Annotated in this window: 17 protein-coding genes and 2 rRNA genes; 12 read left to right on the top strand and 7 right to left on the bottom strand. The window is 62.6% G+C overall.

The features are described from left to right. The 4 genes from D0T21_RS16525 to D0T21_RS16540 form a co-directional block, all read left to right on the top strand. Window positions 1-102: ribosomal RNA gene (locus D0T21_RS16525) — 23S ribosomal RNA — on the top strand; the annotation flags it as partial. Between the two features lie 162 nt (window positions 103-264). Beyond that, window positions 265-377 (top strand): 5S ribosomal RNA (gene rrf, locus D0T21_RS16530). A 185-nt stretch (window positions 378-562) separates the two neighbouring features. Then, on the top strand, window positions 563-1,915 hold the full coding sequence (locus D0T21_RS16535; RefSeq protein WP_116991884.1) for a tetratricopeptide repeat protein: 1,353 nt from the start codon (window positions 563-565) through the stop codon (window positions 1,913-1,915). 41 nt (window positions 1,916-1,956) lie between these two features. Then, the gene (locus tag D0T21_RS16540; RefSeq protein WP_229211522.1) at window positions 1,957-3,144 is read left to right on the top strand and encodes a murein L,D-transpeptidase family protein; all 1,188 of its coding nucleotides are present in this window, start codon (window positions 1,957-1,959) and stop codon (window positions 3,142-3,144) included. Between the two features lie 33 nt (window positions 3,145-3,177). On the opposite strand, the gene D0T21_RS16545 is transcribed toward D0T21_RS16540, so the two are convergent. Further along, window positions 3,178-3,723, bottom strand: coding sequence for an acyloxyacyl hydrolase (locus D0T21_RS16545; RefSeq protein WP_116991886.1), 546 nt, complete (start codon window positions 3,721-3,723; stop codon window positions 3,178-3,180). 115 nt (window positions 3,724-3,838) lie between these two features. Between D0T21_RS16545 and D0T21_RS16550 the strand changes: the two genes are divergently transcribed. Next, on the top strand, window positions 3,839-4,735 hold the full coding sequence (locus D0T21_RS16550) for an NAD(P)-dependent oxidoreductase (RefSeq protein ID WP_301546344.1): 897 nt from the start codon (window positions 3,839-3,841) through the stop codon (window positions 4,733-4,735). Here D0T21_RS16550 and D0T21_RS16555 read toward each other — a convergent pair. Further along, complete coding sequence (locus D0T21_RS16555) at window positions 4,732-5,925, bottom strand: M20 aminoacylase family protein (protein ID WP_116991888.1); 1,194 nt, start codon at window positions 5,923-5,925, stop codon at window positions 4,732-4,734. The genes D0T21_RS16550 and D0T21_RS16555 overlap by 4 nt on opposite strands. A gap of 148 nt (window positions 5,926-6,073) precedes the next feature. Between D0T21_RS16555 and D0T21_RS16560 the strand changes: the two genes are divergently transcribed. The 4 genes from D0T21_RS16560 (at window position 6,074) to D0T21_RS16575 (ending at window position 12,846) form a co-directional block, all read left to right on the top strand. Beyond that, window positions 6,074-8,152 carry a molybdopterin-dependent oxidoreductase gene (locus tag D0T21_RS16560; protein WP_116991889.1) on the top strand — a complete coding sequence of 693 codons (2,079 nt, stop codon included), beginning with the start codon at window positions 6,074-6,076 and terminating at the stop codon, window positions 8,150-8,152. Window positions 8,153-8,161: 9 nt separating this feature from the next. Continuing rightward, complete coding sequence (locus D0T21_RS16565; RefSeq protein ID WP_116991890.1) at window positions 8,162-9,289, top strand: aminopeptidase; 1,128 nt, start codon at window positions 8,162-8,164, stop codon at window positions 9,287-9,289. A 191-nt stretch (window positions 9,290-9,480) separates the two neighbouring features. Then, window positions 9,481-11,172, top strand: coding sequence for a long-chain-fatty-acid--CoA ligase (locus tag D0T21_RS16570; RefSeq protein WP_116991891.1), 1,692 nt, complete (start codon window positions 9,481-9,483; stop codon window positions 11,170-11,172). Window positions 11,173-11,175: 3 nt separating this feature from the next. Beyond that, entirely contained in the window at window positions 11,176-12,846 is a 1,671-nt protein-coding gene (locus D0T21_RS16575; protein WP_116991892.1) for a long-chain fatty acid--CoA ligase, read from the top strand. A gap of 38 nt (window positions 12,847-12,884) precedes the next feature. Here the strand turns inward: D0T21_RS16575 and D0T21_RS16580 are convergent, their stop codons facing one another. From D0T21_RS16580 to D0T21_RS16590, 3 genes are all read right to left on the bottom strand, one after another. Beyond that, on the bottom strand, window positions 12,885-13,181 hold the full coding sequence (locus D0T21_RS16580) for a hypothetical protein (RefSeq protein WP_116991893.1): 297 nt from the start codon (window positions 13,179-13,181) through the stop codon (window positions 12,885-12,887). Window positions 13,182-13,257: 76 nt separating this feature from the next. Beyond that, a complete protein-coding gene (locus tag D0T21_RS16585; RefSeq protein ID WP_116991894.1) occupies window positions 13,258-14,403 on the bottom strand; it encodes a flagellin in 1,146 nt (381 codons plus the stop codon). Window positions 14,404-14,612: 209 nt separating this feature from the next. After that, window positions 14,613-15,062: an acyl-CoA thioesterase gene (locus tag D0T21_RS16590; protein ID WP_116991895.1), complete on the bottom strand. Its 450-nt coding sequence runs from the start codon at window positions 15,060-15,062 to the stop codon at window positions 14,613-14,615. 61 nt (window positions 15,063-15,123) lie between these two features. On the opposite strand from D0T21_RS16590, the gene D0T21_RS16595 reads away from it, so the two are divergent. Next, the gene (locus tag D0T21_RS16595) at window positions 15,124-16,983 is read left to right on the top strand and encodes an ABC transporter ATP-binding protein/permease (RefSeq protein ID WP_116991896.1); all 1,860 of its coding nucleotides are present in this window, start codon (window positions 15,124-15,126) and stop codon (window positions 16,981-16,983) included. Window positions 16,984-16,997: 14 nt separating this feature from the next. Further along, a complete protein-coding gene (locus tag D0T21_RS16600; RefSeq protein ID WP_116991897.1) occupies window positions 16,998-18,416 on the top strand; it encodes a M20/M25/M40 family metallo-hydrolase in 1,419 nt (472 codons plus the stop codon). Here D0T21_RS16600 and D0T21_RS16605 read toward each other — a convergent pair. Next, entirely contained in the window at window positions 18,413-19,984 is a 1,572-nt protein-coding gene (locus D0T21_RS16605) for a family 43 glycosylhydrolase (RefSeq protein WP_116991898.1), read from the bottom strand. The two genes, D0T21_RS16600 and D0T21_RS16605, sit on opposite strands and share 4 nt — an antisense overlap. 148 nt (window positions 19,985-20,132) lie before the next feature. Further along, window positions 20,133-21,395, bottom strand: a complete 1,263-nt coding sequence (locus D0T21_RS16610; RefSeq protein WP_116991899.1) for a dicarboxylate/amino acid:cation symporter — start codon at window positions 21,393-21,395, stop codon at window positions 20,133-20,135. 168 nt (window positions 21,396-21,563) lie between these two features. Here D0T21_RS16610 and D0T21_RS16615 point away from each other — a divergent pair, with 168 nt between their 5' ends. After that, window positions 21,564-22,289, top strand: a complete 726-nt coding sequence (locus D0T21_RS16615; protein ID WP_116991900.1) for an amino acid ABC transporter ATP-binding protein — start codon at window positions 21,564-21,566, stop codon at window positions 22,287-22,289. Window positions 22,290-22,306 lie beyond the last annotated feature (17 nt).

Consider the following 22,306-nt stretch of genomic DNA (forward strand, 5'->3'; position numbering starts at 1 on the left):
TCTTTGAAGGGTCGTTCGAGACCAGGACGTTGATAGGTCAGGTGTGGAAGTGCAGTAATGCATTAAGCTAACTGATACTAATTGCCCGTACGGCTTGTCCCTATAACCTTAGCAGGTTATGGTGAATAAGAAGTACGTTGGAACGTTCGTTGATACAACTTCATTACCTAAAATATTTACTACATAAACGATATAAATCGTTTATAATACTTCCTCCAGATTCTTGGCGGCGCTGAAGTTAAGCGACGCTAGTACAAGTCAATGCCTGATGACCATAGCAAGTTGGTACCACCCCTTCCCATCCCGAACAGGACCGTGAAACAACTCTGCGCCGATGATAGTGCTGCAACCAGTGTGAAAGTAGGTTATCGTCAGGCTAGTTATATAGAAGAACCCCACCGAGTGATCTTGGTGGGGTTTTTCGCATTTCCGGGTACTATTTTTTGTGACAAAAGAGGCATATAAGATACAAGCTAGATTTTGATCTAGGGAAACGAAAGGTGTACCATGTGTGCTTTCGTGCTTGCTTCATACCTCAATGAAAAATAAGACAGCTCCAACTATGCTGTACCGTGCCCTGGCGTCCGCCGGCATCGTGGTAACCCTCTTCGCGCTCGCGCCGGCGCGTGCCGATGAGATGGCCGACGTCACCAAACTGGCCAAGGCCGGCAAGTTTGTCGAGGCACTGAACAAGACCAACGAATACCTGAACAAGCACCCATCCGATCCGCAAATGCGCTTCATGAAGGGCGTGCTGCTGACTGAGCAAAACAAGTCGGATGAGGCGATCGCGGTGTTCACCAAACTCACCGAAGATTACAAAGACCTGCCGGAACCGTATAACAACCTGGCCGTGCTGTACGCGGCCAACGGCCAGTACGACAAGGCACGCGTGTCGCTGGAAAAAGCGATCCGTACCAATCCGAGCTATATGACGGCGTATGAAAACCTGGGCGACGTCTACGGCAAGATGGCCAGCCAGGCGTACGACAAGGCGCTGGCGCTCGGTTCGAACAATGCTCCGCCGGCCAAGTCCAAGCTGACGCTGTTGCGGAACTTCTCCAGCAGCACCGGCGCCAAGTTCGGTGCGCCAGAGATCGCCGTGCCAACGCCTGCCCCAGCGCCTCAGCAAGTGGCCCAGGTGGCTGCACCACGCGCCGCAGCGAATGCCGCGCCGCCGCTGATCTCGCAGATTCCTGCCGATACCGGCAAGTCGACTACCTTGCAACGCATACCGGCTTTGTCGGTGACGCCGCCCGCACCGACTCCGGCGCCAGCAGTCAAAGTGGCCGCAGCGCCAGCGCCAGCGCCTGTACCGGTGCCTGCGCCGGTTGCTGCCAAGCCGGTTGCGCCTGCACCTGTGCCGACGCCGGTTCCAGTCAAGCCAGCTGCACCTGCGCCTGCACCGGTGCTGGCCAAGGTTGAACCGCCGAAGCCGGCGCCTGCTCCAGTGCCAGCGCCAGTCAAACCCGCGCCGGTGGTGGTCGCCCAGGCCGAGCCGGTCAAGCCGGCCAAAGTGGAGCCACCAAAACCTGCCAAGCCTGAACCGGAAAAAGCCGCCAAGCCGGATACGTCCGAGCGCGACGCGGTGCTGGCCCAGGTCCACGGCTGGGCCAAGGCCTGGACCACGCAGAATGTCGATTCCTACCTCGGCTATTACAGCCAGGAGTTCGAACCGCCTAAAGGTTTGTCCCGCAAGGCCTGGGCCGATGAGCGCCGCGCCCGCATTGAAGGCAAGGGCCGCATCCACGTTGAAGTGGGCGGACCGGAAGTGGTTGTGAACGGCAATACGGCCAAAGTGACCTTCCGCCAGACCTACGAATCGGATCGCCTGACCGCCAGAAGCCGGAAGACGCTCGTGCTGGTCAAAAATGGTGGAAAATGGCAGATTAAGCAGGAAGCCTCGGGTAGCTGATGTCACACTTTAGATTTTCGCAACACTGGCGCGCCAGTGGGTTGCTTTGCGTCCTCCTCCTCAGCGTGGTGGGAGGGACGGTCAGTTACGCCGCAAAAAAGCCGGCGCGGGCGCCGGTCGTCCGTAAAGCCAATCCGGAAGAGCTGCTGTCCGATATCTACAAAGAACTGTCCCAGCACAATCTGCGTGTCGCCCAGCAGAAGGCCGATGCGCTGGTGGTCGCCTATCCCAATTTCCGCCTGGGTCACCTGGTCCGCGGCGACATCCTGCTGATGCACACCCGCGAAGTGAGCGTGCTGGGTGCGGCCGTGCCGGTGGGAGAAGCATCCAAGCTGGCCGACCTGCGGCGCGAAGCGGCCGTGCGCATGCAGGCTGAGCCTGGCAGGCCGTCGGCGGCGCTGCTGCCGCGCGCGCTGATGCAGATGCGCAAGGACCAGAAGCATGCGCTGATCGTCGACGCCAAGCATTCGCGCCTCTACCTGTACGAGAACCGCAACGACCAGATCCGCCTGCTGTCCGACTTCTACGTCAGCCAGGGCAAGCTGGGCATCAACAAGCTGAAGGAAGGCGATATGCGCACGCCGGTCGGTGTGTACTACATCATCGGCCACTTGCCGGGCGTGAAGCTGCCTGACATGTACGGCAAGGGCGCGTTGCCGCTCGATTATCCGAACGACTGGGACAAGGCGCAGGGCCGCAGCGGCTCCGGCATCTGGGTGCACGGCACACCGCCGGAAACCTTCAGCCGTCCGCCGCTGTCGACCGATGGCTGCGTGGTGGTCAGCAACGACGACCTGAACACGCTGACCCGCACGGTAGAAATCGGCAAGACGCCGATCCTGATCGGTGACCAGGTCGAGTTCGTCAGCAAGGAACAAATGGAGCGCGATCTGCGGGTGGCCAGCGCGTTGGTGGAAGCCTGGCGTCGCGATGTCGAGAACCGCGACGACGCCGGTTTGCGCGCGCTGTATTCGCCGCGCTTCAAGTCGGCGGCCGACGAGGATGTGAATGCCTGGCTGGACAAGAACCGCTTCCTGCCCGGCGCCAAGAAGATCAGCGTGACCGTGAGCGAGCCGAGCTACTTCCGCCAGCCTAGCCAGGAAGAAGTCATCGTCAGCAATTTCACGCAGCAGATCGTGGTCGGCAAATACCGTCACGCGGTGCGCAAGAAACAGTACTGGGCCAAGGAAGGCAAAAGCTGGAAGATCGTCGCCGAATCGAACGTCTAAAAGAAAAGGCCCCGAGGGGCCTTGGACTATCGGTCAGAAGTGGTATGCCGCTTTGACTTCGACGTAGTTGACGCCGGTGTTGGGCTTCTTGTAGCCGCCGTTCGAGAAGTGCTGGATCTTGCCGCCGATTTCCCAGTTGTTGTCGAACACGTAGCCGATGCCGATGTGGTCGCCGAACTGGAAGTGCGTCGATAAACGGTATGTATCGTTATCGTACAGCTTGGACAAGCGGTGCACGCCGATGCCGCCTTCGTAGTAGATGCCCTTCTTGTTGTCGTTCTCGAAGCGGAACACCGGCGTGAAGCCTACATCCCACAGGTGGGCGGTGTTGCCCGAAATATTCTGGTACTGGCTTTCTTTCCACAGACCGGCGCTGGCTTCCCAGTAGCCGCTCAGGTGCGTGCCGTTCGATTGGAACCAGCGCGCGCTCCAATCCTTGGCGGCGCTGAAGCGCACCATTTGTACCTTGGCGGCGTTGCCATAATCGATGGCCACGGAATCGATCAGTTTGTCATCGGCAAATGCGCCCTGTGCGGCGATCAGTGCTACTGCTGCTGCAATCATTTGTTTCGCGAACATAGTATCCTTGCAATGTAAATGCCATATCTCATATTTATACGGCTGGCTTGATTGTACCGGGGTTCGTGGAATAATTCCGGCCGGGCTGTTATTTTGATCATCTCAGGAGTTGGAATTGTCTACGCGAATTGCCCTTCTCGGTATTGGCTTGATGGGAGACCCGATGGTGCGGCGCCTGCTGGCGGCCGGCCATGCGGTGACGGTCTGGAACCGCACCTTTGCCAAGGCCGCTGCGCTGGCCGATGCCGGCGCGCATGCGGTGGCGGCGCTGGCCGATGCGGTGCGCGATGCGGACATCGTCATCTCCATGCTGGAGGCCGGTCCCATCGTCGGCGCCGTGATGCAGGAAGCCTTGCCGGCGCTGGCGCCGCGCGCCTTGTGGGTGGACATGAGCTCGACCCGCCAATCGGAAGCGCAGGAGTTCCACGCGCTGCTGGCTGAGCAAGGCCGGCGCTTTGTCGACGCGCCGGTGTCCGGCGGCGTGGGCGGTGCGGCGGCCGGTACGCTGGCCATCATGGCGGGCGGCAGCGCGCAAGATTTCGCCGAGCTGGAGCCGGTGCTGGCGGCCATGGGCCGACCTACCTTGGTGGGCCCGGCCGGCAGCGGCCAGGTGGCCAAGCTGTGCAACCAGCTGATCGTCGGCGCCACCATCAACATCGTGGCCGAGGCCATGCTGCTGGCGCAGGCGGCCGGCGCCGATCCGGCGGCGATGCGGGCGGCGATACGCGGCGGTTTCGCCGAGAGCAAAATCCTCGACGTGCACGGCCAGCGCATGCTGGATAGGAATTTTGTCGCCGGCGGCCAGGTGAAGACGCAGCTGAAAGACCAGCGCAACATCCTGGCGGCGGCGGAAGCGGCGGGCATCACCCTGCCGGTGACGCAGCTGGTGACCGAGCGCTATCAAACGCTGGTGGAGACGGTTCCGCAGGCCGATCATTCGGCGGCCCTGCTGGGACTGGAAGCCCTGAATCCCGGACAACGCGTCGGCACTGCCCCGGACAAGCTGGCTTAAGCGAGCGGCAGGCTCTTCTCGGCCAGGCGCACCCAGAAGCTGGCGCCGATCGGCAGCAGGTTGTCGTTGAAGTCGTAGCTGCCGTTGTGCAGTACGCACGGGCCGAGGCCGTGGCCGCCGTCGCGGTGGTCGCCTTCGCCGTTGCCGATGAAGACGTAGCAGCCCGGCTTGGCTTGCAGGAAGAACGCGAAGTCTTCCGCGCCCATGGTCGGCTCGACCTGGTCGTCGACCTTGTCCGCGCCCACCACCGACTTCATCACCTCCACCGCGAACTTCGTCTCGGCCGGATGGTTGACCAGCGGCGGATAGTTGCGGCGGAACTTGAAGTCCACCTCGGCGCCGAACGCGGCCGCCGTGTGCTGGGCGATCTCGCCCATGCGCTGCTCGATCATGTCCAGCACCGGCTGGGTGAAGGTGCGCACCGTGCCGACCAGCTCCGCTTCATCGGGGATCACATTGGTGGCGCTGCCGGCGTGGATCTGCGTGATCGACAGCACCGCCGTGTCCAGCGGGCTCTTCTGGCGGCTGATGATGGTCTGCCAGCTCTGCGCGATCTGCACCGCCACCATCACCGGATCGATGCCCTTGTGCGGCTGGGCCGCATGCGCGCCCTTGCCTTTGACGGTGACGTAGAACTCATTACTGGAGGCCATCATCGGTCCCTCGACCACGCTCATCGTGCCGACCGGCGCGCCCGGCCAGTTGTGCATGCCGTAGATCGCGTCCATCGGGCATTGATCGAACAGGCCGTCCTCGATCATGCGGCGCGCGCCGGCGCCGCCTTCCTCGGCCGGCTGGAAAATGAGGTAAACCGTTCCATCGAAATTGCGGTGCTCGGCCAGGTGCTTGGCCGCGCCCAGCAGCATGGCGGTGTGGCCGTCGTGGCCGCAGGCGTGCATCTTGCCGGGGTGGCGCGAGGCGTGGGCGAAGGTGTTCACTTCCTGCATCGGCAGCGCGTCCATGTCGGCGCGCAGGCCGATGGCGCGCTTGGAGCTGCCGTGCTTGATGATGCCTACCACGCCGGTCAGGCCCAGGCCGCGTATCACGGGGATGCCCCATTCGCTCAGCTTGTCTGCGACGACGTCGGAGGTGCGTTTTTCTTCGTAGCACAGCTCGGGATGGGCGTGCAGGTCACGCCGGATTTGCTGTATTTCAGATTGAAATGCAATGATGGGGTCAACTAGTTTCATCTGCTTCTCCAAGATCGGGTTCGCTTGCCTTTTGGGCATCGAGAACAGCCATTGTAGCCCTTGTCGTGCAAACAAATCCAGAGTGGGGAGTATCGTCGCCGTATCGATTACCATACTGCTTTGCATCCACGTTTTTTAGGCGTTTGACATGACAACCACACAAGTCCGCGCGACCTGCCCGCACGACTGCCCCGACACCTGCGCGCTGCTGGTGACGGTGGAGGACGGCGTGGCCACCGCCGTCAAGGGCGACCCCGACCATCCGACCACGGCCGGCGTGCTGTGCACCAAGGTGGCGCGCTACACCGAGCGCACCTACCATGAGGACCGCCTGCTGCATCCGCTGCGCCGCGTCGGCAAAAAGGGCGAGGGCAAGTTCGAGCGCATCAGCTGGGACGAGGCGCTGGACACCATCGCGGCCAGGCTCAAGCCGATCGCCGGGCGCGCGCCGGAGGCGATCCTGCCGTACAGCTACTGCGGCACGATGGGGCTGGTGCAGGGCGAGTCGATGTCTTCAAGGTTCTTCAACCGGATCGGCGCCTCGCTGCTGGACCGCACCATCTGCGCCACGGCCGGCTTTACCGGCTACAAGTACACCATCGGCGGCTCGATCGGCATCGACATGGAGCAGTTCCAGAACGCCAAGCTGATCCTGATCTGGGGCGGCAATCCGATCGCCTCCAACCTGCACTTCTGGACCCGCGCGCAGGAAGCCAAGCGCAACGGCGCCAAGCTGATCGCCATCGATCCCTACCGCTCGCTGACGGCGGAGAAGTGCCACCAGCACATCGCGCTGCTGCCCGGCACCGACGCCGCGCTGGCGCTGGGCCTGATGCATGTGCTGATCGCCGAGGACCTGCTCGACCATGACTACATCGCGCAGCACACGCTGGGCTACGAGCAACTGAAACAACGCGCGGCCGAATGGACGCCGGAACGCACCGCCGACACCTGCGGCATCAGCGTGGCCGAAGTGGTCGAGCTGGCGCGGCTGTACGGCGGCATGGCGCGCGCTGGCGAGCCGGTGGCGATCCGCACCAACTACGGCGTGCAGCGCGTGCGTGGCGGCGGGATGTCGGTGCGTAACATGGCTTGCCTGCCGGCGCTGGTGGGCGCATGGCGCCATCCGGCCGGCGGCATCCAGTTGTCGTCCGGCGGTTCGTTCCCGACCAACAAGGCCGCGCTGCAACGCCCGGACTTGCTGAAGCAGCAGCCGCGCACCATCAACATGACCACCATCGGCGACGACCTGCTGCGCGCGACGTCGCCGGAGTTCGGGCCGGAAGTGGAGGCGGTGATCGTCTACAACGCCAACCCGCTGGCGATCGCGCCGGATTCGGCCAAGGTCATGGCCGGCTTCGCGCGCGAGGATTTGTTCACCGTGGTGCTGGAACACTTCCAGACCGACACCGTGGACTACGCCGACATCGTGCTGCCGGCCACCACGCAGCTGGAGCACATCGACGCGCACACTTCCTACGGCCACCTGTACATGATGGCCAACAACGCCGCCATCGCGCCGATGGGCGAGGCCAAGGCCAACACCGAAATCTTCCGGCTGCTGGCGGCGCGCATGGGCTTCGACGATCCGTGCTTCCAGGACAGCGACGACCAGCTGGCGGCCATGGCCTTCGACGCGCAGGACGTCCGTGCCGTCAACTTCGATTGGGAATCGCTGAAGCAAAAAGGCTGGCAGAAACTCAACGTGCCCGACGCGCCATTCGCGCACGGCGGCTTCCCCACGCCGTCCGGCAAGTGCGAGTTTTATTCCGCCGCGATGGCGGCCGACGGACTCGATCCGCTGCCGACGTATCTGCCGCCGTATGAATCGGTGGCCAGCAATCCGGAACTGGCTAAACGATATCCGCTGGCGATGATTTCTCCGCCGGCGCGCAACTTCCTCAACTCCACTTTCGTCAACGTCAAAAGCCTGCGTTCGGCGGAGGGCGAGCCGCACCTGGACATCCATCCTGCCGACAGCGCGGCGCGCGGCATCGCCGACGGCGACATGGTGCGCATCTTCAATGACCGCGGCACCTTCATCGCCAAGGCGCGCGTCACGGACAAGGCGCGTGCGGGCCTCGTTGTAGGCTTGTCAGTGTGGTGGAAAAAGCTAGGCAGGGATGGTAAAAACGCCAATGAGGTTACCAGCCAACAGTTGACTGATATGGGCCGCGCACCAACTTTTTACGATACACTGGTACAAGTCGAAAGAGTCGCTGCTTGAAGGTAATGTATGCGCAACTTAGCCCGCCGAATCGTCCGCGCCAGATACTGGGTGGCGGCGGGCTGCGCAACAATTCTGCTGGCTGGTTGCGCTCAACTCAAGTACTACATGCAAGCCGCCCAAGGCCAGTATGCGCTGTGGTCGGACGCCCGTCCGATTGAAGACTGGCTGGGCGATCCGTCCACCGACCCCCAACTCAAGGCCCGCCTGGAAAAAGCGTTGTTGATACGCCGCTTCGCCGTCAAGGAACTGGGCTTGCCCGACAACGCCAGTTATAAAAACTACGCCGCCCTGACGCGCCCCTTCGTGCTGTGGAATGTGGTGGCGACGCCGGAGCTGTCGTTGCGTCCGATCCAGTGGTGTTTCCCGATCGCCGGTTGCGTCAGCTATCGCGGCTACTACAGCAAGGAAGACGCGATGGCCTACGCCGACGAGCTGCGCAAGGAGAACGATGACGTGCAGGTCGGCGGCGTGCCGGCGTATTCCACGCTGGGCTGGTTCAGCGATCCGCTGCTGTCGACCTTCATCAACTATTCCGACGCCGAGCTGGCGCGCATGGTGTTCCACGAGCTGGCGCACCAGGTGGTGTATGTGCAGGGCGATTCGCAGTTCAACGAAGGCTTCGCGACGGCGGTGGAGGAGGCCGGCGTGGCGCGCTGGCTGGAACTGTACGGCACCGATCCGATGCGCGAGGCCTATACCCGCTACAACGCGCGCCGCCAGGACTTCCTCGAGCTGCTGGTGCGCCACCGCAAGATGCTGGCCGACACCTACGCCGGCAAAACCAGCACCCGCCACAAGCGGGCCGAGAAGGCGCGCATCTTCGCCCACCTGAAAACCGAGTACCAGAAGTTGAAGGACAGCTGGGGCGGCTACGCCGGCTACGACCGCTGGTTTGCCGAGCCGCTGACCAACGCCCACCTCAGCGCTGTGGGAACTTACCACGATTATCTGCCCGCCTTCCGTTCCTTGTTAAAGCAGGAACGAACGTTCGTGCGATTTTATGGTGCAGTGCAAAAATTAGCTTCTCTTGATCTTGTTCAACGTCAGCAGCAGCTGCAGCAACTGGGTCGCCCGGTAATGCTCAACGCGGAGAGCGCCAAGGAGCCGGACACCGCGTCGGAAGGCATGCATTGATGTTGCGGTGCAACATAAAAAGCCGTTAGAAGCCGCGTTCAAATATGGTTAAATGCGCTTGCGTCTGAGCTTGCTGCCCGATAGCATCGTCATAAGTAGGCTCCGGAAGTTCGCATTAGACGAATCCCCCGACCCTGAACCGGCACTGTGCGCCGGACCTTACAACGATAATTCGAGACACGAGGCACAGGATGGAAAAAATCTGGTTGAAGTCGTACCCGCCCGGCATGCTGACGGAGATCGACACGAGCCAATACCGCTCGCTGGTGCAATTGATGGAAGAATCCTTCCACAAGTTCGCAGATCGCAACGCCTACGTCTGCATGGACAAATTCCTCACCTATGCCGAAGTCGATGCGTACTCCAAGCGCCTGGGCGCCTGGCTGCAAAGCCGCGGCATGAAGAAGGGGGCGCGCGTCGCCGTCATGATGCCGAACGTGTTGCAGTATCCGATCGCCATCGCCGCCATCCTGCGCGCCGGCTACACCGTGGTCAACATCAACCCGCTGTACACGCCGCGTGAACTGGAGCACCAGCTCAACGACTCGGGCAGCGAAGCCATCCTGATCCTGGAAAATTTTGCGACCACGCTGGAGCAGGTGCTGGGCCGCACGCAGGTCAAGCACATTGTGGTGGCCAGCATGGGCGAGATGCTCGGCGGCCTCAAGGGCGCGCTGGTCAACTTCGTGGTGCGCAGCGTCAAGAAGATGGTGCCGCCGTTCTCGCTGCCGAACGCGGTGCGCTTCAAGGACGCGCTGTCGCAGGGCGGCCGCATGAAGCTGACGCCGGTGTCGCTGGAGCCTGGCGATCCGGCCTTCCTGCAATACACGGGCGGCACCACCGGCGTCTCCAAGGGCGCCACGCTGACGCACCGCAACCTGGTGGCCAACCTGCTGCAGAACGAGGCCTGGTCCAAGCCGGCGCTGGGCAATGTGAGCGAGCAGATCACCATCGTCTGCGCGCTGCCGCTGTACCACATCTTCGCGCTGACCTGCTGCGCGATGTGGGGCACGCGCGTCGGCGCGCTGAACATCCTGATTCCGAATCCGCGCGACATCGGCGGCTTCATCAAGGAGCTGAGCAAGTACAAGTTCAACATGCTGCCGGCGGTGAACACGCTGTACAACGCGCTGTTGAACCATCCGTCGTTCGGCAACCTGGACTTCTCGGCGCTGAAGATCTGCAACGGCGGCGGCATGGCGGTGCAGCAGGCCGTCAACGATAAATGGCTGAAGGTGACGGGCGTGTCCATCATCGAAGGCTATGGCTTGTCCGAGACGTCGCCGGTGGCTACCTGCAACCGCGCCGACAGCTCGGCCTTCACCGGCACCATCGGTTTGCCGGTACCGTCGACCGACATCGCTATCCTCGATGACGACGGCAATGAAGTGGCGCTGGGCCAGCCGGGCGAGATCGCGATCCGCGGCCCGCAGGTGATGGCCGGCTACTGGAACCGTCCGGACGAAACCGCCAAGGTCATGACGGCCGACGGCTATTTCAAATCCGGCGACGTCGGCGTGATGGACGAGAACGGCTTCGTGAAGATCGTCGACCGCAAGAAGGACATGATCCTGGTGTCCGGCTTCAACGTCTATCCGAACGAGCTGGAGGGCGTGATTGCACTCCATCCAGGCGTGCTGGAGTGCGCGTGCATCGGCGTGCCGGACGAGCACTCGGGCGAAGCGGTCAAGGTGTTCGTGGTGCGCAAGGATCCGAACCTGACGGTCGAGCAGTTGATGGCCTATTGCAAAGAACAATTTACCGGCTATAAAAAGCCAAAATATATCGAGTTCCGCGAGGAGCTGCCCAAAACCAACGTCGGGAAAATCCTGCGGCGCATGCTGCGCGATGAACCACCCGGCCAGAACAAGAAAGCTGCGTAAGACATGGAAAAAATTTGGCTGAAGTCCTATCCCGAAGGCGTGCCCGCTGAAATCGACAGCACGCAGTACCGCTCGGTGACGCACCTGCTGGAAGAATCGTTCCGCAAGTATGCCGACCGCAACGCCTACGTGTGCATGGACAAGTTCCTGACCTACGGCGAGCTCGACAAGCTGTCGCTGCAAATGGGCGCCTGGCTGCAAAGCAAGGGCCTGAAGCCGGGCGCGCGCGTGGCGATCATGCTGCCGAACGTGCTGCAATATCCGGTGGCGATGGCGGCCATCCTGCGCGCCGGCTACACGGTGGTCAACGTCAACCCGCTGTACACGCCGCGCGAGTTGCAGCACCAGCTGGTGGACTCCGGTTCGGAAGCGATCATCGTGCTGGAAAACTTCGCCACCACGGTGGAGCAGGTGGTCGCGCACACCCAGGTCAAGCACGTGATCGTCGCCACCATGGGCGACATGCTGGGCGCGCTGAAAGGGACTCTGGTCAACTTCGTGGTCCGCAACGTCAAGAAGATGGTGCCGTCGTTCTCGCTGCCGAACGCCGTCTCGTTCAAGCAGGTGCTGGCCGAGGGTTCGCGCCTGACGCTCAATCCGGTCAAGCAGGGGCATGACGACATCGCCTTCCTGCAATACACCGGCGGCACCACGGGTGTGTCCAAGGGCGCCGTGCTGCTGCACCGTAACATCATCGCCAACGTGCTGCAGAACGAAGCGTGGCTGCAATTCAAGCCGCAGGCCGAGCAGCTGGTGTTTGTGTGCGCGCTGCCGCTGTACCACATCTACTCGCTGACCATCAGCTCCTTCATGGGCATGCGCATGGGCGGCCTGAACCTGCTGGTGCCGAATCCGCGCGACATCCCCGGCTTCGTCAAGGAGCTGGCCAAGTACCGCGTGGCGGTGTTCCCTGCGGTGAACACGCTGTACAACGCGCTGCTCAACAACGCCGAGTTCGCCAAGCTGGACTTCTCGTCCTACTCGATCTGCAACGGCGGCGGCATGGCCGTGCAACAGGCCGTGGCCGACCGCTGGTTGAAGCTGACCGGCACGCCGATCATCGAAGGCTACGGCATGTCGGAAACCTCGCCGGTGGCCACCGCCAACCGCGTCGACATCAAGGAATTCACCGGCACCATCGGCCTGCCGATTCCGTCGACCGACGTCTGCATTTTGGACGACGACGGCAACGCGCTGCCGCTGGGCTCGACCGGCGAGATCGCCATCCGCGGCCCGCAGGTGATGGCCGGCTACTGGAACCGTCCGGACGAAACCGCCAAGTCGATGACGGCCGACGGCTTCTTCAAGACCGGCGACGTCGGCATCATGAACGAGCAGGGCTTCACCCGCATCGTCGACCGCAAGAAGGACATGATCATCGTGTCCGGCTTCAACGTGTATCCGAACGAAGTGGAAGGCGTGGTGGCGTCGCATCCGGGCGTGCTGGAAGTGGCGTGCATCGGCGTGCCGGACAAGAACTCGGGCGAAGCCGTCAAGCTGTTCGTGGTGCGCAAGGACCCGAACCTGACCGCCGAGCAGCTGCTGGACTTCTGCAAGCACGAACTGACCGCGTACAAGAAGCCGAAGTACATCGAGTTCCGTGATGAGCTGCCGAAGACCAACGTCGGCAAGATTTTGCGCCGTCAACTGCGCGACGAAAAAGTCGCAGCGTAAAAGAAAAAATCGCCTGCTGAGACAGGCGATTTTTTTATCTAGTGGTGCTCTGAACGCGCCCCTTTCTTGATGCAAGCGAGCCGCTTTTCCTTCATGGCCGCGGCCAGCCGCTGCCGCACCTCATGATCGTGATCGACATACCCTTCGACATTGGCCTTGCGGGCGCAATCGGCCCAGTGCTGGTCGTCGACGTCCTGCAGCCTTTCAAACTCGGCCAGTGACAGCATGACCACGGGGTCGTGGTCGGGCTTTTCTACGATGATGGTCTGCGTCAGAGCCCGGTGCAAATAGCTATCCAGCTCTTGCGCAATATCACTTTCTGTTACTTTCAACATGTAGCGCCTCCATACGGTGATGGTCTAGCCAGTATAGGCCGTGTCGGCTCCTATTCAAGCGCTAAGCTGCAGCGCCTTATTTCAGCAGCGACATCAGCATCGTCGAGATGCTATGGCTGTCCCGCAGCACCACGCTGTCTGCCTTCATCAGCATTTGACTGGACAGTATTTCGGCGCTTTCCTCCGCGAAATCGGTGTCCATGATGCGGCCGGTCGCCTGGACCGTATTGGCGCTCATATTGGCCTGATTGCTGTCCGAATGGTTCAGGCGGTTGGCGGCGGAGCCCAGGCTGGAGCGCACGGCGGCGACCGCGTTCAGCGCCAGTTGCAGTTGGTCGATGGCGCTGGCGGCCGCCGATGAGAGGACGAGGTCGGTACCCCGGCCCTTGACCTGAATGCCGAAGGTGTCGTAGGTGGTCGAGGCCGCGTGCAGGGCGGTATGCATATTGCTCAGCAACGGGGTCAGGTTAAATTCCATCACCTCGTTGGCGGAGGCGCCTATCTGGAACTTGACCGCGTTTGAAAACATGCCATTGACGGCCACCACCAGCGCCACGGCGGCGGCATAGTCCTGGGCGTCGGTGGCGGCGACGGCGGCGACGCCGGAGCTCGCCGCCGCCGCCGTGGCCGCGCCCAAAGCGGCGGCGAGCGTCACCTGCGTGGCCGGCGTCGATCCGGCGGCGTCGGCGGCGACGGCGGCATTGTAGGCGGCCACGGCGGCGGCGTGCGCGGCGGCGGCGTTGGCGGCGTTGGCGACCGCGCTGGCGGTCGCGGCGACCACGCCAGCCCGCTCCGCCACCGTGTCGCCTTGCAGCAACTTGCTGCCGCCGAAGGTGGTCGCACTGGAAATATTGCTCAATTCATGACTCAGCGCGGTGTATTCGGCCTGCATCGCATCGCGGTCGGTGGTCGTGGCCGAAGCGTCGGCTGCCTGGGTCGCCAGGTCCTTCATGCGGATCAGGATATCGGTGCTCTCGGCGAGTGCGGCGTCTGCCGTCTGCAAGATGGAAATGTCTTTCTGGATATTGCCCCGCGCTGCCGCCATGCCATGGGTCTGCGCAACCAGCCGGGTGGCGATCTGCAGGCCGGCCGCGTCGTCCTGCGCCGAGTTGACGCGGTAGCCAGTGCCCAGTCGTGTCATGGCGGTCGCCGCCCTGCGTTCCGTGTGGAACAGGGCGTTTTGCGCGGACAGCGAGGCGGCGTTGGTGTGTAGGCTCAGCATGCTGCGTCAGATGCGGTGTAAGGCTGGTCCGGGTGCATCGCGGACGAGGGCGTGTATTCGAATGCGACGGCCGCGACGAGGTCTTCGCCGTGTTCATGACGAAGCCCAACTTTACCAGTTGTGTTCTCGCTTGTGGCGATACTATGGCTCTACGGAAAAATTCATCGGGCGCGTGGCAACAGGCGGAGGCTGCTGCATGCCGCGCCGGATCAGGAACGGATCAGCGTTTCGATCGGCGGCACCTTGCGCGGCTTGCGATCCGAGTCGGTGGCGACGTAGGTCAGCGTGGCCTCGGTGACCTTGACGGTGCAGGCCTGCAGGCGATTGCGCTCGGCGTACACCTCGACGTTGACGGTAATGGATGTATTGCCAACCTTGACAATATCAGCATAAAACGACAGCAGGTCGCCCACGAACACCGGGTTCTTGAACACGAAGGAGTTCACCGAGATGGTCGCCACGCGGCCATTGGCGCGGCGGGTGGCCGGCAGCGAGCCGGCGATGTCGACCTGGGCCATGATCCAGCCGCCGAACACGTCGCCGTAGACGTTGGCATCGGACGGCGCCGGCATCATGCGCAATTCCGGCATTTTCCCGGCGGGCAGGCCGCGGTTGACGGTTTCGGCTTTGATGGAGGTGGGATTTTCGGGGGAGGTCATCGTGAATTCTCTTGAAGGGCTACAATTACCGGGATTGAACCATAAAAAGCCGACATCCGCCATGCGACGTACTACGTACTCCCCGAACACCCCGCCAGCCAACGCCAGCAACGCCGCCGCCCCGCGCAGCGACATGGCGACGCTGAAAACACTCTTCCCTTACCTGTGGGTCTACAAATGGCGCGTGCTGCTGGCGCTGGGCTGCCTGATCGGCGCCAAGCTGGCCAACGTCGGCGTGCCGGTCGTGATGAAGCGCCTGATCGACAGCCTGAGCATCTCGCCATCGCATCCGCAGGCGCTGTTGGTGCTGCCGCTCGGTGCGCTCGTGGCCTACGGCGTGCTGCGCGTGTCGACCACCTTGTTCACCGAGCTGCGCGAGTTCCTGTTCGCGCGCGTCACGCAGCGCGCCGTGCGCACCATCGCGTTGCAGGTGTTCCGCCATCTGCACGCGCTGTCGCTGCGCTTCCACCTGAACCGCCAGACCGGCGGCATGACGCGCGATATCGAACGCGGCACCCGCGCCGTCGGTTCACTGATCTCCTACACGCTGTTCAACATCCTGCCGACGCTGGTGGAGATCACGCTGGTGCTGGGCTACCTCGTCACGCACTACGACATCTGGTTCTCGGTGATCACCTTCGTCGCGCTGGTGACCTACATCTCCTTCACCATCTTCGTCACCGACTGGCGCACGCACTTCCGCCGCACCATGAACGAGCTGGATTCGAAGGCCAACACCAAGGCCATCGATTCGCTGATCAACTACGAGACCGTCAAATACTTCGGCAACGAGGACTACGAAGCGAAGCGCTACGACGAAGGCCTGCAGCGCTACGAAGCGGCCGCTGTCAAATCGCAGACCTCCTTGTCGCTGCTGAACACCGGGCAGTCGCTGATCATCGCCACCGCTGTCACGCTGATCCTGTGGCGCGCCACGCAGGGCGTCATCGACGGCAAGATGACGCTGGGCGACCTGGTGCTGGTGAACTCCTTCATGATCCAGCTGTACATACCGCTCAACTTCCTCGGCGTGATCTACCGCGAGATCAAGCAAAGCCTGGCCGACATGGAGAAGCTGTTCTCGCTGCTGGACCAGAACCGCGAAGTGGCCGACTCGCCGGACGCGCAGCCGCTGGTCACGCATGGCGCGCAGGTGCGCTTCAACCATGTGGACTTCAGCTACGAATCCAAGCGCCAGATCCTGTTCGATGTGGACTTCACCATCGCACCGGGGACAACGACGGCGGTGGTGGGCCACAGCGGTTCGGGCAAGTCGACCTTGTCGCGACTGCTGTTCCGCTTCTACGAAGTCAACGCCGGCGGCATCACCATCGACGGCCAGGACCTGCGCTCGGTCACGCAGGACACGCTGCGCCACGCGATCGGCATCGTGCCGCAGGATACGGTGCTGTTCAACGACACCATCGAATACAACATCGCCTACGGCCAGCCCGGCGCGACGAAAGAGCAGATCGTGTCGGCGGCGCGCGCGGCGTCCATCCACGACTTTATCGACAGCCTGCCGGACGGCTACGCGACGATGGTCGGCGAGCGAGGCCTCAAACTCTCCGGCGGCGAGAAGCAGCGCGTGGCGATCGCCCGCACGCTGTTGAAGAACCCCGCCATCCTGATCTTCGACGAAGCCACGTCCGCGCTGGACTCCAAGGCCGAGCAGGCGATCCAGGCGCAGTTGAAGGAAATCGCCAAGAGCCGCACGACGATGGTGATCGCGCACCGCCTGTCCACGGTGGCGGACGCGCAGCAGATCCTGGTGCTGGACCACGGCCGCATCGTCGAACGCGGCACGCACCAGTCGCTGCTGGCGGCGGACGGCTTGTACGCGCAGATGTGGCAACGGCAGCAGGCCAAGGCCGATGAAGAATTGGCGTCGTCCCCCGACGACGTCGTGGATGCAGTCTAACTAAGGAAGCGACTATGAAGTCTCGTTTTGCGCTGGGTGCAGTAACTGTCTTGATGGCTTGTGTTCAGAATGCGTATGCCGACCCTACGGAACCGCAGTTCCGTGCCCTGTACAAGGAACTGGTCGAAACCAATACCACGCTATCTGCGGGCAGCTGCACGCTGGCTGCCGAGCGCATCGCCGCCCGATTGAAGACGGCGGGTTTTGCTGACTCCCAGCTAAACCTGTTCGCCGACCCGGCGCATCCGAAGGAGGGCGGGCTGGTGGCCGTCCTGCCGGGCAGCGATCCGAAGGCGAAAGCCATCCTGCTGCTGGCGCACATCGACGTGGTCGAAGCCAAGCGTGAAGACTGGGTGCGCGATCCGTTCACGCTGATCGAGGAAGACGGCAAGTTCTACGCACGCGGCGCGCTGGACGACAAGGCGCAGGCTGCCATCTGGGCCGATACGCTGGTGCGCTTCAAGAACGAAGGCTACGTGCCGCGCCACACGCTGAAGATGGCGCTGACCTGCGGCGAGGAAACCGGCGGCGCCTTCAACGGCGCCGAGTGGCTGACCAAGAACCGTCGCGAACTGATCGACGCCGGTTTCGCCATCAATGAAGGCGCGGGCGGCGAATTCGATGCGGCCGGCAAGCGCGTGTCGATGACGGTGCAGGCGGGCGAGAAGGTGTCGCAGAACTATCGCCTGGAAGTGACCAATCGCGGCGGCCACAGCTCGCGTCCGCAAAAGGACAATGCGATCTACCACCTGGCCGGCGCGTTGAAGAAGATCGAAGGCTACACCTTCCCGATCCAGTTGGCCGACGGCAGTCGTGGCTACCTGACCGGCATGTCGAAGATCCAGGCGGCAGAAGGCCACAAGGACCTGGCGGCGGCGATGCTGGCGGTGGTGAAGAATCCGAAGGATGCCAAGGCGGTGGCGCTGGTCTCCGGTCGCGACACCAGCTGGGGCGCGATGCTGCACACCACCTGCGTGGCGACCATGCTGGACGCCGGCCATGCCACCAACGCGCTGCCGCAGCGCGCACGCGCCAACATCAACTGCCGCATCTTCCCCGGCGTGACGCAGGAGACGGTGCGCGAAGCGCTGGTCAAGGCGATCAACGATCCGGCGGTGAAGGTGGAAACGCTGGAAATCCGTGGTGAGAATTCGGCGCCGCCGGAACTGACGCGCGCCATCATGGAGCCGGTTGAGAAGCTGACCGCGAAGATGTGGCCCGGCGTGCCGGTGCTGCCCATCCTGCAATCGGGCGCCACCGACGGCCAGTTCCTGAACGCGGCCGGCATTCCGACCTACGGCATCAGCGGTATCTTCCTGACGCCGGACTTGGGCAACATCCACGGCCTGAACGAATACATCGGCGTGCAGTCGCTGATGGAAGGCCGCACCTTCCTGTACGACCTGGTGAAGGTCTACGCCGGCCAGAACTAAGCCAGCGCGCGGTACTGGAAGTCCCGCATGTGTACAGCGCCTTCGCCGGCGCTGTACACCGCCGGTTGCAAACTAAGGAAGCCGCCAAAGACGTTGTGGTGCATGCCGGAGGTCTCCATTTGCCACGGGTGCTGTATCCATTTGCCGTCGTCCAGCGCGTAGAAGAAGGTCACGATGTGCCGGTCGTTCCTGACGCGGATGCGCACCGTGGAGGCCTTCACGGCTTCGCGCATCCAACTCTGTTCGCTGGCGTATTGATAGGTCAGCATGTGCGTGGCGCTGAAGCCGATGCCGACAAACATACGCTCGTTGTAGTGCAGTAGCAGGCCGCCATGGCCTGCGCCGCTGATCTCCAGCGTGACGCTGGCTTCATAAGCGTGATCGCCGACGATGCAGGACAGCGGCGAGCAGTCGGCCGGCGATGTGCCTTTGCCCGCGATGCTTACCGAGCCCTGTTCAAAGCGCACGCGCTTCATCTCATCCGGTCCCGGATTGAAGAAGCACCACTGCACGCCGAATTTGTTCTTCGTGAAGTCGTCCGATTTGGCGAAGCCTGCTGGAACGGCTGTGCCTTTCTTCGGCATCGGCAGCGGCGACGACAGGTCGCCGCCCTTGGGTTTGAACCAGCCGTCCGCTGTCCATTCGATCGGTTCGAGCAGCGCCTGGCGGCCGAGGGTGCGGTAGCCGTTCTCGTAGCCGTGGTAGACCATCCACCAGTCGCCGGCCGGGCCTTCGACCAGCGTGGCGTGGCCGCGTGACCACCACTTCTCTTCGGCGCTTTTGGTGCGCACCAGCGGATTCTGCGGGCAGTTCTCCCACGGCCCATGGATGGAACGCGAGCGCGCGGCGATCACCATGTGGCTGGTCGGCGGGCCGGAGGTGCCACCGACCGCCAGCACCAGGTAGTACCAGCCGTTGCGGCGCAACAGCTTCGGTCCTTCGGGCGCGAACATCTCCACCACCCAGTCGGATGGATAGCGCCATGGTTCGTAGACTTTTTCGAGCGTGCCGACAGTCGCCAGGCCATCGTCGGTCAGGCCGATGCGGCGTACGCCGTTGACGAACAGGTAGCGCTTGCCGTCCTCGCCGACCGCGTGACCGGGATCGATGGCGTCGATGTGCAGGTCGATCGGATCGCTCCACGGGCCCCTGATGTTGTCGGCCCAGATGACGAGGATGCTGCCTTTGCCGTTCGGGGTGGCGGGGATGTAGATGAAGTAGCGGCCGTTGTGCTTGACGAGGTCCATGGCCCAGACGCTGCCGATCGGCTTGGTCAGCGCCGGGCCGATCGGCTCCCAGTTCACCAGGTCGCGCGAGTGCCAGAGGATGATGCCGGGGTAGGACAGGAAGGACGAAAACGTCATGTAGTAGTCGTCACCGTCCTTGAGGATGGTGGGATCGGGATGGTCGCCGGACAGGATGGGATTGAGGTAGGTGCCGTTGCCCAGGTCCGCCTTGCGCTGGCCTTCGATGCCGCGTCCCCAGGTGGGTTGGGTGTTGGCCGCCAGTGGCGCCAGTGCGGCGCCCGACAGCAGCGTTTTCAGCGCTGTGCGCCGTGTTGATTTCATGTTGTCCCCGCGTGTAGGTATCGTCGCGCTAAATGGTGCCCCGAGTGACGCGGACACGCAATTGCGAAACTCACCAAGCCGGGCAATGATTCCGCGCAAGGCGAAAAAAAAGGCCACCGCGAGGTGGCCTTCTGTTTGGTGGCGCCGCTTACGGCAGCGGTGCATCCGCCAGTTCCCCGGTCTTGAGCGGGTCGACCAGTTCACCTTCCCACTTGGCGACGACCGCCGTGGCGACACCGTTGCCGATGACGTTGGTGGCGGAGCGCGCCATGTCCAGGAAGTGGTCGATACCCAGCAACAGCAGCATGCCCGCTTCCGGAATGTTGAACTGGCCCAGCGTCGCGGCGATCACCACCAGCGAGGCGCGCGGCACGCCGGCCATGCCCTTGGAGGTCAGCATCAGCACCATCATCATGGTCATCTGTTGGCCCAGCGACATCTCGATGCCGTAAGCCTGGGCGATGAACACGGTGGCGAAGGTGCAGTACATCATCGAGCCGTCCAGGTTGAACGAATAGCCGATCGGCAGCACGAAGGCGGCAATACGGTTGCGTACACCGAAGCGCTCCAGGCCTTCCAGCGTCTTCGGATAAGCCGCTTCGCTCGACGCGGTGGAGAAGGCCAGCAGCACGGGGCTGCGCAGTTCCTTCAGCAGCGAGAAGATGCGGCCCTTGAGGAACAGGAAACCGATGAAGATCAGCAGCACCCACAGCAGCGCGATGCCGAAGTAGAACTCGGCCATGAATACGCCGTAGGTCTGCAGCACGCCCAGGCCGCTCTTGGCGATCACGCCCGACACCGCCGCAAACACGGCGATCGGCGCGAACTGCATCACGTAGCCGGTGACCTTCAGCATCACGTGCGCCACGCCGTCCAGCGCGGTGACCATGACGTTGGCCTTTTCGCCGACGGCAGCTGCGGCCGAACCGAAGAACAGCGAGAAGATCACGATCTGCAGGATCTCGTTCTTGCTCATGCCTTCGACGATGGAGGCCGGCACCAGGTGGGTGACGAATTCCTTCAGCGTCAGGCCGGTGGTGACGATGTCGACCTTGGCAGTGGTGGCGGCCATGTGGCCGAGCAGCGCGTCGCCGGGGCGGAACATGTTCACCAGCACCAGGCCCAGGCTCAGCGACATCACCGAGGCGATGAAGAACCAGCCCAGCGTCTTGATGCCGATGCGGCCCACTTCCGAGGCGTCGCCCATCTTGGCGATGCCGCACACCAGCGTGGAGAACACCAGCGGCGCGATGATCATCTTGATCAGGCGCAGGAACAGCGTGGTGATCAGCGACATATAGTCCGCATACTCGACCGGCTTGGCCAGGTTGAGGTTCGCCAGGTAGCCGGCAAAGATACCCAGCGCCAGTGCGACGAGGATGTAGGTGGTCAATCGGCTTTTTTTCTGCATGTTCTGAATTCCCGTGGTAGTGTCTCTTCGGACGCAGGCCGACGCAGGGTAGTCTGCGGTAGCACAATCTAATACAAAATAATGTCATTTCCCCTCTATGTGGGGGTATGATCCTGCCAATGTTAGCCTTGTAAGCTGATGAAACATTAAGCAAGTTCCGCAGTATATATGATCGCGATAAAAAATCTGAATAAATGGTACGGCCAATTCCAGGTATTGGCCGATTGCAACACCAGCGTTGCCAAGGGCGATGTGATGGTGATATGCGGGCCGTCCGGCTCGGGCAAGTCGACGCTGATCAAGACCGTCAACGGTCTGGAGCCGTTCCAGCAGGGCGAGATCCTGGTCGACGGCGTCTCGGTCGGCGCCAAGGGCACGGACCTGCCCAAGCTGCGGGCCCGCATCGGCATGGTGTTCCAGAATTTTGAATTGTTCCCGCATCTGTCGGTGCGCCAGAACCTGACCCTGGGCCAGGTCAAGGTGCTGGGCCGCAGCGAGGACGAGGCCAACGCGCGCGGCCTGCAGTACCTGGACCGGGTCGGCCTGCTGGCACAGCAGGACAAGTATCCGAACCAGCTGTCCGGCGGCCAGCAGCAGCGCGTGGCGATCGCCCGCGCGCTGGCGATGGACCCGATCGCGATGCTGTTCGACGAGCCCACTTCGGCGCTGGATCCGGAGATGATCAACGAAGTGCTGGATGTGATGGTCGGCCTGGCGCAAGAGGGCATGACCATGATGGTGGTGACGCATGAAATGGGCTTCGCCAAAAAGGTGGCGAACCGCGTGGTCTTCATGGACAAGGGCCGCATCCTGGAAGACTGCAGCAAGGATGAGTTCTTCGGTGCGCCGCGTTCCGAGCGCGCGCGCGATTTCCTCGCGAGGATCATCCACTAACTGGCAAGTTTGACGCT

The sequence above is a fragment of the Duganella sp. BJB476 genome (assembly GCF_003416895.1).
In the GTDB taxonomy this organism is placed as follows: domain Bacteria; phylum Pseudomonadota; class Gammaproteobacteria; order Burkholderiales; family Burkholderiaceae_D; genus Rugamonas.

What these genes read in the sequence shown, in the direction of transcription:
- D0T21_RS16535 (WP_116991884.1), top strand. Translation starts at nt 563, where the DNA reads ATGCTGTACCGTGCCCTGGCGTCCGCCGGCATCGTGGTAACCCTCTTC.
- D0T21_RS16545 (WP_116991886.1), bottom strand. Translation starts at nt 3,723, where the DNA reads ATGTTCGCGAAACAAATGATTGCAGCAGCAGTAGCACTGATCGCCGCA.
- D0T21_RS16555 (WP_116991888.1), bottom strand. Translation starts at nt 5,925, where the DNA reads ATGAAACTAGTTGACCCCATCATTGCATTTCAATCTGAAATACAGCAA.
- D0T21_RS16560 (WP_116991889.1), top strand. Translation starts at nt 6,074, where the DNA reads ATGACAACCACACAAGTCCGCGCGACCTGCCCGCACGACTGCCCCGAC.
- D0T21_RS16565 (WP_116991890.1), top strand. Translation starts at nt 8,162, where the DNA reads ATGCGCAACTTAGCCCGCCGAATCGTCCGCGCCAGATACTGGGTGGCG.
- D0T21_RS16570 (WP_116991891.1), top strand. Translation starts at nt 9,481, where the DNA reads ATGGAAAAAATCTGGTTGAAGTCGTACCCGCCCGGCATGCTGACGGAG.
- D0T21_RS16575 (WP_116991892.1), top strand. Translation starts at nt 11,176, where the DNA reads ATGGAAAAAATTTGGCTGAAGTCCTATCCCGAAGGCGTGCCCGCTGAA.
- D0T21_RS16580 (WP_116991893.1), bottom strand. Translation starts at nt 13,181, where the DNA reads ATGTTGAAAGTAACAGAAAGTGATATTGCGCAAGAGCTGGATAGCTAT.
- D0T21_RS16585 (WP_116991894.1), bottom strand. Translation starts at nt 14,403, where the DNA reads ATGCTGAGCCTACACACCAACGCCGCCTCGCTGTCCGCGCAAAACGCC.
- D0T21_RS16590 (WP_116991895.1), bottom strand. Translation starts at nt 15,062, where the DNA reads ATGACCTCCCCCGAAAATCCCACCTCCATCAAAGCCGAAACCGTCAAC.
- D0T21_RS16595 (WP_116991896.1), top strand. Translation starts at nt 15,124, where the DNA reads ATGCGACGTACTACGTACTCCCCGAACACCCCGCCAGCCAACGCCAGC.
- D0T21_RS16600 (WP_116991897.1), top strand. Translation starts at nt 16,998, where the DNA reads ATGAAGTCTCGTTTTGCGCTGGGTGCAGTAACTGTCTTGATGGCTTGT.
- D0T21_RS16605 (WP_116991898.1), bottom strand. Translation starts at nt 19,984, where the DNA reads ATGAAATCAACACGGCGCACAGCGCTGAAAACGCTGCTGTCGGGCGCC.
- D0T21_RS16610 (WP_116991899.1), bottom strand. Translation starts at nt 21,395, where the DNA reads ATGCAGAAAAAAAGCCGATTGACCACCTACATCCTCGTCGCACTGGCG.
- D0T21_RS16615 (WP_116991900.1), top strand. Translation starts at nt 21,564, where the DNA reads ATGATCGCGATAAAAAATCTGAATAAATGGTACGGCCAATTCCAGGTA.